Origin of the sequence: Sphaerisporangium sp. NPDC005288 (assembly GCF_040607475.1) — a bacterium.
GTDB lineage: Bacteria > Actinomycetota > Actinomycetes > Streptosporangiales > Streptosporangiaceae > Sphaerisporangium > Sphaerisporangium rhizosphaerae.
On record NZ_JBEXGT010000029.1, the window covers coordinates 19,216 to 31,752 of the forward strand.

Below are 12,537 nucleotides of genomic sequence, written 5' to 3' on the forward strand. Positions count from 1 at the left end.
CCGGGCCCTCGCGGCCGGGCGCGGGGCCGGTCAGCGAAGGACGTCCTCGGGGTCCACGGCCTCCAGCGCGTGGGCCTCGCCGACCGGGCGGCTGGTCAGGGTGCCCGCGTGGGCGTTGAGCCCGAGCGCCAGCGCCGGGTCGTCGCCCAGCGCCTCCCGCCATCCCTTGTCGGCGATCGCGAGGGCGTAGGGGAGGGTGACGTTGGTCAGCGCGTACGTCGAGGTGTGCGGGACGGCCCCCGGCATGTTGGCCACGCAGTAGAACACCGAGTCGTGCACGCGGTAGGTCGGGTGCGCGTGGGTGGTCGGCCGGGAGTCCTCGAACGCCCCGCCCTGGTCGATCGAGATGTCCACCAGCACCGAGCCCTCCTTCATGCGGGCCACCATCTCGTTGGTCACCAGCTTGGGCGCCTTGGCCCCCGGGACCAGCACCGCTCCGATCACCAGGTCGGCGGAAAGGACGGCGCGCTCGATCTCGTAGATGTTGGAGGCGACCGTCTGCAGGTGCCCCCGGTAGATGGTGTCGGCCTGGCGCAGCCGGTCGATGTTCTTGTCCAGGAGCAGCACCTCCGCCTGCATGCCGAGGGCGATCGTGGTCGCGTTCATGCCGGTCACCCCGGCGCCCAGCACCACCACCTTGGCCGGGTACACGCCGGGGACCCCGCCCATGAGCACGCCCCGGCCGCCGCCCTGGCGCATCAGGTGGTAGGCGCCGACCTGGGGCGCCAGGCGTCCGGCGACCTCGGACATGGGCGCGAGCAGGGGGAGCGCCCCGTTGGCCGTCTGCACGGTCTCGTAGGCGACGGCCGTGACCCCCGACTCGATGATCGCGAGCGTCAGCTTCCGGGACGCCGCGAGGTGGAGGTAGGTGAACAGGACCTGGCCCTGCCGCATGAGGGGGTACTCCGAGGCGATGGGCTCCTTGACCTTCAGGATCATGTCGCCCTCCCCCCAGACCTCCTCCGCCGAAGGGAGGATCTCCGCGCCCGCCGCCCGGAAGTCCTCGTCGGGGATGGAGGAACCGGCGCCCGCGCCCTGTTCGACGAAGACCTGGTGGCCGTGGCGGACCAGCTCGTTGGCTCCGGCGGGGGTGAGGGCGACCCGATGCTCCTGGTCCTTCACCTCTCGGGGTATTCCGACCTTCATGAGATCCTCCTTCGACCCGGGGCGGCGGCTGCCCGCTCGTCTCCCGTTACCGCCGTTCGCGTGCCGGTGACGGTGTGATCAGCGGAGCACTGCCCAGGAGCGACCCCGCCTCACCCGGCCCGGCGCCCGAGCCGGCGGCCGTGGCGTCCCGCCGGCCGCCGCAGGCGCCCAGGCCCTCGGGATATCGGGGCCGATCTCGGCGCGCGGGCGAATTGTCAGGTTCTCTTCAGCGTAGGACCCCCTCTCCGACGTCCATCCTGCGGTTAGCTCGTACGGGCGAGCCTCGATAGGCTCGGCCGAGCGATGTCGGTCACCGGACATCAAGGGCGGACGCCCCGCTCCTGGGGCGAGGCGATGTCGAAGGGGTGAGGATGCGCAACCGTCGGGCGGCCGGCGATCACAGTGATCCGGCCGGCGTGCTGCCGGGTCTCGGCGATCCTCCTCCGGCCGACCCCGGCGACCCGCCGGTGCTCATGGACGACCTCCGCTCCGCCGAGGACGAGACCATGGTCGACATCCGGCCCGTGCCCGGCGAGCCCGAGGAGACGCCCCTCGCGGCGGTCCCGCCGGAGGCCGTGCCTCCGCCGGCCGGCGAGGAGGACCTCCCGCCCGGGTCCGGCGGCATTCCCCCCGGCCCCGAAGGGCCCGCCGTCCCCGGTGAGCCGCCGCCCGGGCCCCCGAGAGCCGGGCGCGGCACGACCATCGCCCTGATCGCCGGCCTGTTCGTGGCCATCGTCGTCACCGGCGTCCTCGGCACGATCGCGGTGCTGATGACCCGCGAGCCCGACCTGCCGCTCGGCGCCGACCCGCCGAGCCGCCTGGCCACCCCCATCCACTTCGCGCCCGTCACCGGCGTGCGCGCCGCGCCGTGCCCGGGCGCCGAGGCCGTGCTCGACGACGCGGGGACGACGTGTTACCAGGTCGCCCGGGGGGTCACCGTCACCTCCGTGGTGAGGATCTCGACCGTCGCCGCCCAGGACGGCACCTATGCCGTGCGCGTCGTGCCCGCGCCCGACAGCCGCGCGCGGCTGGCCGACCTCATCAAGGACACGCTCAACCAGCAGCTCGCCGTTGTGGTGGACGACAAGGTCGTCACCGCTCCCCGGGTCGCCCAGCCCATGACCCAGGACAGCCTCAGCATCGCGGGCCTGTCCAAGGAGACCGCCGAGGCGCTGATGTCGCGCCTGCTCGGCGGCGTCGGCACGGTCACCGGCAGCGGCGCTCCGACCCCCACCCCGTCCTGCCCCTCGACCGGCGTCCCCGGCACCGGGACGACCGGCGACCCGGGCACCGGTACCACCGGTAACCCCGGCACCGGTACCACCGGTAACCCCGGCACCGGTACCACCGGTAACCCCGGCACCGGGACGACGGGCGACCCGGGCACGGGCACCACCGGCACCCCCGGAACCGGCACCACGGGCGGCCAGGGGACGGGCGGCACGATCGGCGACCCGGGCGCCGGAACGGTCGGCGGCTCCCCGGCCTGCCCGCCCACCGCCGCGACGACGGCCGCACCGCCCCCCGGCGGCGCCACGACCGGGGTGCCCTCCGGCCCGCCCGCGACGGGCGCGCCCTCGGCGCCGGCCTCACAGCCGGGCTCGGTGCCGCTGGTCCCGCCCGGCGCCACGCACACCCCGGGAACCGGGACCGGCGCCACGCCCGCCGGGAAGGGCGCGCAGCCGGCGGGCTCCGCGAGCCCCCATGCGACCGGCGTCTCGGCGCGTGGCCCGCGCCGCACCCTCGACCCGCGGTTCTCCAGTTGCAAGCAGGCCCACGCGGCCAACTACGGGCCCTACACCAAGGGAGTCCACCCCGAGTACGACTGGTACGTCGACGGCGACCACGACGGCGTGGCCTGCGAGCGCGGCGACATCACCTGACCCGCCGCGCCGTGTCGTGCCGGCCCTGGCCCTGGCATGCGCACCGTGTCCCGCCGTGTCCCGCCGTGCCGCGCTGTGTCCGGCCGTAGCCGCCGGGCGGCGGGCGTGTCCCTCCGGCGGGGCCGATCACGGGGTGGCGGGGGACAGGGCGATGTCCTCGGGGCGGATGGGCACCCGCGACAGGGGCAGGCCCGTGGCGGCGCGGACGGCGGCGACGATGGCGGGGGTCGAGGACAGCGTGGGCGGCTCGCCCGCCCCGCGCAGGCCGTAGGGCGCCGCCGGGTCCGGATTCTCCAAGATCGACAGTTTCATGGGCGGCATGTCGAGGATGGTGGGGATCAGGTAGTCGGTGAACGACGGGTTGAGCACCCGTCCGTCCCGCACCTGGATCTCCTCCATGAGCGCCAGCCCGAGCCCCTGCGCCGACCCTCCGTGGATCTGCCCCTCGAGCGCCGTCGGGTTGATCATTTTTCCGACGTCCTGGACGGCGGCCAGCTCGACCACCTTGACCAGGCCGAGGTCCACGTCCACGTCCACGACCGCCCGGTGGACGCACAGGGCGAGCTGGGTGTGGGAGTCGCCCTGCCCGGTGAGCGGGTCCATGGGGCGGGTCGGCCGGTGGCGGTACTCGCGGGTCTCCTCGACCGGGCCGTGCTCCCGCAGCAGGTCGGCGAGCGCGAGGCCGGGGCGCTCGGCGAGCAGCGCGTTCAGGCGCTCGCGCACCGCCTCGCACGCGGCCTTGACCGCGCCTCCGGTGACGTAGGACTGCCGTGAGGCCGAGCTGGACCCGGCCGAGCCGACCGTCGTGTCGGCCGGGGCGACCGTCACCCGCCCGGCGCCCAGCTCGGGGAACTCGACGAGCTCGGTGCGGGCGATCTGGGCCTGCACGGTGACCAGGCCCTGCCCGACCTCGGCCGCGGCGGTGTGGACGAGCACGTGCGGCTCGTCCCCGAGCAGTTCGACCCGGACGCGGGCCGTGCTGTAGTCGTCGAAGCCCTCGGAGAAGCAGATGTTCTTGATGCCGACCCCGTACCCGATCCCGCGCCGCACGCCCTCGCCGTGCGTCGTCTGGGCGACCCCGCCCGGCATGGACCGCAGATCGGACGAGCGCGCCGCACCGGGCAGCGGCATGGCGGCCAGTTCGCGCAGCATGCCGGCCAGTGGCGCCGGAGAGTCGATCACCTGGCCGGTGGCCAGGCGCGACCCCTGCGACACCGCGTTGAGCAGGCGGATCTCCACCGGGTCGAGCCCGCACGCCTCGGCGAGCCGGTCCATCTGCGACTCGTAGGCGTAGCAGGCCTGCACCGCGCCGAAGCCGCGCATCGCCCCGCAGGGCGGGTTGTTGGTGTAGGCGCCGTAGGCGTCGATCGCGATGTTGGGCACCTCGTACGGCCCGACGCCGAGCGAGGCCGCGTTGCCGACGACGGCGAGGGAGGAGGAGCAGTACGCCCCGCCGTCCAGCACGATCTCGGCCTTGACGTAGACGAGCCTGCCCTCGCGGGTGGCGCCGTGCTCGTACCGCATGCGGGCGGGATGCCGGTGGACGTGGCCGAAGAACGACTCCTCGCGGCCGTAGACGATCTTGACCGGCCGGCCGGTGCGCAGGGCGAGCATGCTCGCGTGGATCTGCATCGACAGGTCCTCGCGGGCGCCGAACGCGCCGCCGACCCCCGCCAGCGTCAGCCGCACCTTGTCCTTGGGCAGGGCGAGGCAGGGGGCGATCTGGTCCTGGTCGACGTGCAGCCACTGCGTGGCGACGAACAGGTCGACGCCGCCGTCCTCGGCCGGGACGGCCATCCCCGACTCGGGGCCGAGGAACGCCTGGTCCTGCATGCCGACCTCGTACTCGCCGGTGACGACGACCTCCGCGGACGGCGGGACGCTCCCCACGCGGACGGGCTGGTGGCGTACCACGTTGCCGCCCGGCAGCACGTGCGGGCAGGCGGGGTCGAACAGGGCGCGGCGCGCGTCGGTGACGGCCTCGCGCGGCTCGTACACGACGACGATGGCGGCCGCCGCCCGCCGCGCGGCCTCCGGGTGGTCGGCGGCCACGATGGCGACCGGTTCGCCCTGGTAGCGCACCTGGTCGATGGCCAGCACCGGCTGATCCTTGTGCTCCAGGCCGTAGAAGCGCTCGCCCGGGACGTCCTCGTGGGTGAGCACGGCGTGCACGCCGGGCATCGCGAGCGCGGGGCCGACGTCGACGGAGCGGATCCACGCCGAGGGGTGCGGGCTGCGCAGCGTGGCGCCCCACAGCATGTCCGCGAGGTACAGATCGGAGGAGTAGGCGAACTCCCCGGTCACCTTCAGGATGCCGTCCGGCCGGATGGCGCCGGTGCCGACGCCTTCGCCGAGGCTGCGCCCGCGCGCGGTCTGGGTCACACCGGCAGTACATCAGCCCAGCTCAGGGGCGCCAATAGGCGCGGGTGTGAAACGCCGGGGGCCGGTCGGGCGATGAGTTGGAGGTTCATCCAAATCGAGTGGTTAGCCTTGATAAGTGCGTATACGTGATCTCATCGCGGTGGACGGGCTGCGCCTCACCCTGCTGTCGGACCAGAGCCACCTGGACCGGCGGTTCACCGGCGCGCACATCACCGACCTGCCCGAACCCGGACGTTACCTGTCCGGGGGAGAACTCGTGCTCACCGGGTTGACCTGGCATCGCGGCCCAGGGGACTCCGCGCGGTTCGTCGGGGCCCTGGCGAAGGCCGGAGTGGCCGCGCTGGCCGCGGGACGGGCGCTGCTCGGCCACGTGCCCGGCGACCTGGTCGAGGCGTGCCGGGAGCACGACCTCCCGCTGCTGGACGTGCCGGAGGAGGTGTCCTTCCGCGCGTTGAGCGAGGTCGTCGAGGCGCGCCTGGGCATCGGCGGCGCCGCCGACCTGCGGGGGGCGCTCGGCCGGCACCGCCGCATCGTCGCGGCCGTCGCCGAGGGCACCGGGCTGGACGAGCTTTTCACGGTGATCGCCCAGGAACTCGGCATCACCGGCGCGGTCGTCTCGGCGAGCGGCGCGGTGGTCGCGGGACGACTGGAGGAGGATCTGCCGGCCTTACTCGCCCGCGAGTACCTGTCCGCGCCGCGCCTGCCCCACCTGGTGCGCACTCCGCGAGGGCCGTTCACGCTGTTCGCCGTCGACCGGTCGCACCGGGCGGCCGGCTGGGCGCTGGTCCTCGGCTCGGACCTGCTCGACCACGCCGACACCGGCTTCGAGCTCGCGGCCTGCGTCGCGCTGCAGCGCGGCCGCACCGAGGAGGGCCGCAGGGTGGAGCGGCGGCTGGCCGAGGAGCTGATCGGGCTGGCCATCACCGGGTCGGGGAGCGGGCCGGAGCTGGCGGCCCGCCTGCGCACCTGCGGCATCGGACCCGAGGAGCCTTACGCGGTGGTGACGGCGGCCGTCGTCAGGCCCGGAGCCACCGACGGACCCGACGCCGCCACGCTCGGCGGCCAGGTTCTGGAGGAGTTGCTCGACCGGCGGATCGTCGCCGCGCGGGGAGCGGACGGGGCCGTCGCCCTCGTGCCGCTGCGGATCATGGGGGCCGAAGCGCGGGCCATGACAGCCGATTCGGCAGGGGAGATCGCCTCTGACCTGGGCCTGAGCACACAAATCGACCGGGACCGCGGACCTCGTGTCAGGTCCGCTGCCGAATCGATGCACATTCATCCGCAAGTGCGGGCGCAAGTGCATGGGCAAATGCAGTCTCATGTGCAAGCATTGGTACACGCGATAAGGGAACGTGTGACGGCCCTCTCGGCCGGGATGCCGAGAGCGCAGGTGGCCATAGGCGTCAGCGCCTGGCTCACCGGTGCCACGGGCATCCGGGGCGGTGCCGAGGAGGCTGGTCACGCGCGGCGTCTGGCGGAGGCGCGGGGTGGAGGGGTGGTGACCAGTGACGAGATCTACACGCACGCCTTGTTGCTCGCCACCGTGCCCGCAGAAGTCCGCAGGTCCTTCTCCGACCGCATCCTCGTGCCGCTCTTCGCGTACGATCGGCGGCACCGGTCGGAGTTGGTCCGTACGCTGGACGTCTTCCTCGAGTGCGCCGGCTCGTGGAACAACTGTGCCGAACGTCTGCACGTGCATGTGAACACGGTGCGGTATCGCATCCGGAGGGTCGAGGAGCTCACCGGACGTGATCTCGGTTCCATGGCGGACCGGGTGGACCTTTTCCTTGCGCTACGTGCGAACTGAATATCGAGTCAGCGGTTCAGGAAGACCGAATGGTGAATCAGCAGCAGTACAAGTCCGCACGCGAGTTCTGGGCGGCGGGGGACATGTTAATGTCCGTACCATTGCCGGTAACACCGAAGACGGCCGAAAAAGCTACGGCCAGGGTGAGAAGTGCGAGGCGGCGGCGACGCATGGCTGACTCCTGTCGGTCGGGGATTGTCGGGGCTTACATCTTGAAGGGGTGCCGGTGAGCGGTCAAGATCTTATTGGTCAGCGAATCAGAATGACCCGCCGCCAGCGCGGTCTTTCCCAGGCGCAATTGGCACATCCGGAACTCTCGGACAGTTATGTATCACTGATCGAGAGTGGAAAGCGTACGCCCACCGCGGCCGTTCTGGAACTGCTGGCCGCCAAGCTCGAATGCTCCCTAACGTACCTGATCAACGGCGTCACGGCCGAACAGATGCAGGATCTCGAGCTTCGCCTGGGCTACGCCGGCCTGGCGCTCAACAACGGCGAGGTCGCCGAGGCCAGGCGGCGTTACGCCGAGCTCCTCGAGGACGGCAGCCTCACCGGGCTGCGCTCGCTGCTCCAGCAGGCCGAGTACGGCTACGCGCTGGCCAGCGAGGCGTGCGGCGACCTCGACGAGGCGATCGAGGTGCTGCTGCGGCTGCGCAGGTCCTCCGGCGACTCGATGCCCTCCGACCAGGCCGTGGCGATCGCGGTCGCCCTGACCCGCTGCTACCGCGAGCGCGGCGACCTCGCCGCGGCGGTGCAGGTCGGCGAGGACACCCTGCTCGGCGCCGGCCGGCCCACCTGGAACGACGCCCTGGTCGAGCTGGGCGCGACCCTGCTCAGCGTCTACGACGTGCGAGGCGACCTGCTGCGCGCCCGGCAGTTCTCGATGGAGCTGCTGGCCGCCGCCGAGATGCTCAACACCCCCCGCTCCACCGTCGCCGCGTGCTGGAACGCCGCCATCGTCGCCGAGAAGACCGGCCGTGGCGACGAGGCGCTCTCTTTGGTCGAGCGGGCTCTGGCCGTGCAGTCGGAGACCGGCGAGGCGCGCAACCTGGCCAGGCTCCGCGTCGAGTACGCCATCCTGATGCTGCGCACGCGTCCCGCGGAGGCCGCCGCCTGCCGTGACCTGATGCTGCGTGGCGAGCGCGAGCTGATGTCGACCTCGGCGAGCACCGTCGACCTGGCCGTGGTCTCGATCTACCTGGCCAAGGCCGAGCTGGTGCTCGGCAACGCCGCCAAGGCCGTCGAGTACGCCCGCCGGGGCAGGGACATGCTGGGCGAGCGCACCCCGGCGCTGCTGGACGAGGCCCGCCTCACGCTGGCCCACGCTCTGCTGCTGCAGGAGGAGACGGCGGAGGCGACCGTCGAGCTGCTCGCCGTGGAGGAGTCTCTGGAGCACTCGCCCGCCTCGCGCAAGGCGGCCGAGGGCTGGCTGGCCACCGCCACGGTGCTGGAGCGTCTCGACGACCGGGAAGAAGCCAGCGTCGCCGCCTACCAGCGCGCCCTCGCCAGCGTCGGCCTCTGACCGGCCGCCTCCGCGCTTCCGCGCGCCGGCGGCACCCGCTTCCGCGCCCTCGGACCACCCGGTCCGAGGGCGCCGGCGTGCCCGGCGGATGACGATTCGCGGGAACGCCGACGTGGCCGGAGGGCGGGGGACCGGTGAGGTTCGTGTCAGGGCGGACGGCGGGCGGGCGGTCATCTCGTCGGGGTTTTCCACAGGCGGAGACGTGCGGTGAGGACCGGCCCGCCACGTGAGTAGCCTTAGGGTGCTATGAGGACTTCCCCGCTCGCCGCCGCGCTGGCGATCCTGGTCGCCGCCGTCCTGGGCACGGCGTTCGCCGCGCCCGCCCTGGCCCACACGGCGCTCAAGAGCAGCAACCCCGAAAAGGGGGCCACGGTCAAGAGCCTCGACTCGGTCAAGCTGACCTTCACCGAGTCCGTGCGCCTGCCCGTGGTGCTCGTCCGCGATGCCGCGGGCCAGGAGCACCACGACGGAAAGCCCAAAGCCGACGGCCCGACGGTGACCCAGAAGGTCGCCGGCCCGCTGCCCTCCGGGAAGTACACCATCGCCTGGCGGGTGGTCTCCGACGACGGCCACCCCATCGAGGGTGAGATCCCCTTCACGGTGAAGGCGCCGGAGGCCGCCGCGTCGCCGTCGGCGTCCTCTGCGTCGAGCACGCCCTCCGCCTCTCCCTCGACGAGCGTCCTGCCGGCGCCCGCGACCTCCGCCTCCCCGGGCGAGGGAGCGGCGGCCGATCCGGCCGCCACGCCGGTGTCCGACACCGGGGGCCAGGGCGGCGGCATCGCCACCTGGGTGTGGATCGTCATCTTCGGTCTGGCCGGCATCGGCATCGGCATGGCCCTCACCCTGCGGAAGAAGTCGTGAGCAAGACCCTTCGCCTCGCGGTCGCGGGGACGTGCCTGGCGGTCGGCGCCCTGGCCGTCGCCATGGTCGTGGGGGGCGCGGCCACCCCGCGCGTGATCCCCGGCCTGCCCGACGAGGGCCTGCTGACCCGCTGGGCGCTGCCGGTGTCCAAGCTCGCCATGGACACCGCGGGCGTCCTCAGCGTGGGGCTGCTGCTCTTCGCCGCCGCGCTGCTCCCGAGCGACAAGGGCCTGCTGGGCGCCTCCGCCCTCACCTACGTCAGGGCCGCCTCGTGGACGGGCCTGCTGTGGGCGGTCGCCGCGGCCTCCACCCTGGTCTTCAGCCTCTCCGAGACCCTGGGCACCCCGGTCGGCGACGTCCTCGGCGGTGACGAGCTGACCAGCTTCGCCAGCCAGGTCCCCCAGGGCATCGCCCTCACCCTCGTCGTGCTGTTCGGCACGGCCATCGCCCTGTTCGCGCGGGGCGCCATCACCGCCGGCTCCGCGGGGGGGCTGCTGGTGCTGTCCCTGGCCACGCTGATGCCGCCCGCCCTCACCGGCCACTCCGCCTCGGCGCCCAACCACGGCCTGGCCACGACGAGCGTCGCGCTGCACCTGCTGGTGCTGGCTCCGTGGGTGGGCGGCCTGCTGCTGCTCTGCGTGCACGCCTTGCGGCGCGGCCCCCACCTCGACCTGGCCGCCCAGCGCTTCTCCCGCGCGGCCCTGTGGTGCTTCATCGGCGTGGGCGTGTCCGGGCTGTTCAGCGCGCTGAGCAGGCTCACCTCGGTGGGCGACCTGTTCACCTCCTCCTATGGCCTGATCATCATGGCCAAGATCGCCGCCTTCGCCGCGCTCGGCGTGATCGGCTGGTGGCACCGCGGCCGCACGCTGTCGGCGCTCGCCGCCGGGCGGCCCGGCGCCTTCACCCGGCTCGCCGGCGTCGAGGGCCTCATCATGCTGGTCGCCGTCGGCCTGGCCGTCGCGCTCTCCCGCACGGCCCCGCCCCCGCTCGACCTGCCCGTCGACCGCGCCTTCGAGCTCCTGGGCTACCTCGTCCCGCCGCCGATCTCCGTGGCCAACCTCCTCACGCTGTGGTGGTTCGACCTGTTCTTCGCGGTGGTCGCCGCCCTGCTGGCCGGCCTGTACGGGGCGGGCGCCGTCCGGCTGGCCCGCCGCGGAGACCACTGGCCCGTGGGCCGCACGATCAGCTGGGCCATCGGCGTGCTGCTGCTCGTTTTCGTCACCCAGAGCGGCGTGGCGCGCTACGCCCCCGTGCTGTTCAGCGTGCACATGACCGAGCACATGGTCCTGTCGATGCTCGTGCCGATCTTCCTGGTGCTCGGCGCCCCCGTCACCCTGGCCCTGCGCGCGCTCAAGCCCGCCGCCCGGCGCGGCGACCGCGGCCCGCGCGAGTGGATCACCACCATCCTGCACAGCAGGTTCGTCAAGGTGGTCACCCATCCGGCCATCGCCACGGCCCTGTTCATCGTGTCCACCTACGCCCTGTACTTCACGCCGCTGTTCGCCGCGGCCATGGAGGAGCACCTCGGGCACATCGCGATGACCGTTCACTTCCTGCTCAGCGGCACCCTGTTCTTCTGGGTGATCATCGGCATCGACCCGGCGCCGACCAAGCTCCCCTATGTCGGGCGGCTCCTGCTGCTGTTCGTCACCATGCCCTTCCACGCCTTCTTCGGCATCGCGCTCATGAACATGGGCGCCCCTCTGGCGGGCGAGTGGTACGACCAGCTCGGCCGCACCTGGGGTGCCTCCGGCGTCGCCGACCAGAGCACGGGCGGGGCCATCGCCTGGGCCTTCGGCGAGATCCCCACGCTCATCGTGCTCATCGCCCTGGCCTTCCAGTGGTACCGCGACGACCAGCGCACGGCCCGGCGGGCCGACCGCCGCGCGGACGCGCGCGCCGCCAAGGAGGGCGGCACCGGCGACGCCGAGCTCGACGCCTACAACGCCTACCTCTCCCGGCTCAACCAGCCCGGCGGCCGCGAATGACCGCTCTCCACCGCGACGCGCCGCGACCTACCTGCGGGTAGCGTGGCATCAAGGAGTTCGGGCATAACCACCTTGGGCGGGATAGCGGCATACCTGCCTCCCGGGGTGGTCTCGCCTTCACTCCGAGCGATTTTCTCGACCGCTCTTCAAGCACGCGCCGGTAGCGCACCGCCGTCCCATCGGCGGTGACGCGGTGGGGCCGGGATCACGTAGCCCGGAGCGGCGCGCGGCCCAGAAGGGTTGGGGGAGTTGTACGAAGAGTTGCGCATGCGCGGAAAGCGAAGTCTGGCGCGGGCGATCGAGGACTATCTGACGGAATGGTCGGAGCGCACGGGAATCACCGTCGAGGTATGGGCCATGCCCAAAGACAGGGTCACCGGACCGGTCGCCGACGCCGTCTACGCCGTCGTGCTGGAGGCGCTCGCCAACGTCGAGATGCACAGCGGGGCCCACACGCTCTCCGTCGCCCTCACCACGGGGAGCGGTGGGCTGCGGCTCACGATCAGCGACAACGGCATCGGCTTCCCGCCGGGACGCACCGGCCGCGGCATGGACATGATGAAGCGGCGCTTCAGCGAGGTGGGCGGCACACTGGCGGTCAACAGCGTCGTCGGCGAGGGCACCACCGTCAGCGGCCACATCTGACCCACCGGGCCTTGGGGTCGTGGTGAGGGGGCCACGACGGGGGAGGGGCTGTGGTCAGGGGGCAGTGGTCAGGGGGCAGTGGTCAGGGGGCAGTGACGGGGCCGGAGGCGCCGGTGGAGTGCGAGATGTCGAGTCGCAGCTCCACGGCCTCCACCGGGCCCGCCTTCGCGGCGAACACGACGCCGGCCAGCGCGCCGATGAGGGCCAGGAGGCTCAGAGCAGGGGTGTGACCACGTGTCCCGCGCGCGTCCGCCATCCACGTCTCCTTCCGTGCCGGTGATCTCCGCGGCACCGCATCGATCG

The 12,537-nt window shown here is 72.8% G+C and carries 9 protein-coding genes; 6 read left to right on the forward strand and 3 right to left on the reverse strand.

The features are described from left to right. Positions 1–30: 30 nt before the first annotated feature. Positions 31–1,146, reverse strand: coding sequence for an alanine dehydrogenase (ald, locus tag ABZU32_RS25470; RefSeq protein WP_354925815.1), 1,116 nt, complete (start codon positions 1,144–1,146; stop codon positions 31–33). Positions 1,147–1,517: 371 nt separating this feature from the next. On the opposite strand from ald, the gene ABZU32_RS25475 reads away from it, so the two are divergent. Then, entirely contained in the window at positions 1,518–3,029 is a 1,512-nt protein-coding gene (locus ABZU32_RS25475; RefSeq protein WP_354925818.1) for an excalibur calcium-binding domain-containing protein, read from the forward strand. A gap of 126 nt (positions 3,030–3,155) precedes the next feature. Here ABZU32_RS25475 and ABZU32_RS25480 read toward each other — a convergent pair whose 3' ends face one another. Further along, positions 3,156–5,411 (reverse strand): molybdopterin cofactor-binding domain-containing protein, encoded by a 2,256-nt coding sequence (locus ABZU32_RS25480; protein ID WP_354925820.1) that lies wholly within the window; start codon positions 5,409–5,411, stop codon positions 3,156–3,158. Between the two features lie 115 nt (positions 5,412–5,526). On the opposite strand from ABZU32_RS25480, the gene ABZU32_RS25485 reads away from it, so the two are divergent. The 5 genes from ABZU32_RS25485 to ABZU32_RS25505 all read left to right on the forward strand — a co-directional run bounded on the left by ABZU32_RS25485 (position 5,527) and on the right by ABZU32_RS25505 (position 12,234). Next, the gene (locus ABZU32_RS25485; RefSeq protein ID WP_354925822.1) at positions 5,527–7,218 is read left to right on the forward strand and encodes a helix-turn-helix domain-containing protein; all 1,692 of its coding nucleotides are present in this window, start codon (positions 5,527–5,529) and stop codon (positions 7,216–7,218) included. Between the two features lie 226 nt (positions 7,219–7,444). Next, a complete protein-coding gene (locus ABZU32_RS25490) occupies positions 7,445–8,740 on the forward strand; it encodes a helix-turn-helix transcriptional regulator (protein ID WP_354925825.1) in 1,296 nt (431 codons plus the stop codon). Between the two features lie 246 nt (positions 8,741–8,986). Then, the gene (locus ABZU32_RS25495) at positions 8,987–9,601 is read left to right on the forward strand and encodes a copper resistance CopC family protein (RefSeq protein ID WP_354925827.1); all 615 of its coding nucleotides are present in this window, start codon (positions 8,987–8,989) and stop codon (positions 9,599–9,601) included. After that, positions 9,598–11,589 carry a cytochrome c oxidase assembly protein gene (locus ABZU32_RS25500; protein ID WP_354925830.1) on the forward strand — a complete coding sequence of 664 codons (1,992 nt, stop codon included), beginning with the start codon at positions 9,598–9,600 and terminating at the stop codon, positions 11,587–11,589. The genes ABZU32_RS25495 and ABZU32_RS25500 overlap by 4 nt, the downstream gene beginning before the upstream one ends. A 267-nt stretch (positions 11,590–11,856) precedes the next feature. Further along, positions 11,857–12,234, forward strand: a complete 378-nt coding sequence (locus tag ABZU32_RS25505) for an ATP-binding protein (protein ID WP_354925833.1) — start codon at positions 11,857–11,859, stop codon at positions 12,232–12,234. 82 nt (positions 12,235–12,316) lie between these two features. On the opposite strand, the gene ABZU32_RS25510 is transcribed toward ABZU32_RS25505, so the two are convergent. Beyond that, positions 12,317–12,490 carry a hypothetical protein gene (locus ABZU32_RS25510; RefSeq protein WP_354843705.1) on the reverse strand — a complete coding sequence of 58 codons (174 nt, stop codon included), beginning with the start codon at positions 12,488–12,490 and terminating at the stop codon, positions 12,317–12,319. Positions 12,491–12,537 lie beyond the last annotated feature (47 nt).

What these genes read in the sequence shown, in the direction of transcription:
- ald (WP_354925815.1), bottom strand. Translation starts at nt 1,146, where the DNA reads ATGAAGGTCGGAATACCCCGAGAGGTGAAGGACCAGGAGCATCGGGTC.
- ABZU32_RS25475 (WP_354925818.1), top strand. Translation starts at nt 1,518, where the DNA reads ATGCGCAACCGTCGGGCGGCCGGCGATCACAGTGATCCGGCCGGCGTG.
- ABZU32_RS25495 (WP_354925827.1), top strand. Translation starts at nt 8,987, where the DNA reads ATGAGGACTTCCCCGCTCGCCGCCGCGCTGGCGATCCTGGTCGCCGCC.
- ABZU32_RS25505 (WP_354925833.1), top strand. Translation starts at nt 11,857, where the DNA reads ATGCGCGGAAAGCGAAGTCTGGCGCGGGCGATCGAGGACTATCTGACG.
- ABZU32_RS25510 (WP_354843705.1), bottom strand. Translation starts at nt 12,490, where the DNA reads ATGGCGGACGCGCGCGGGACACGTGGTCACACCCCTGCTCTGAGCCTC.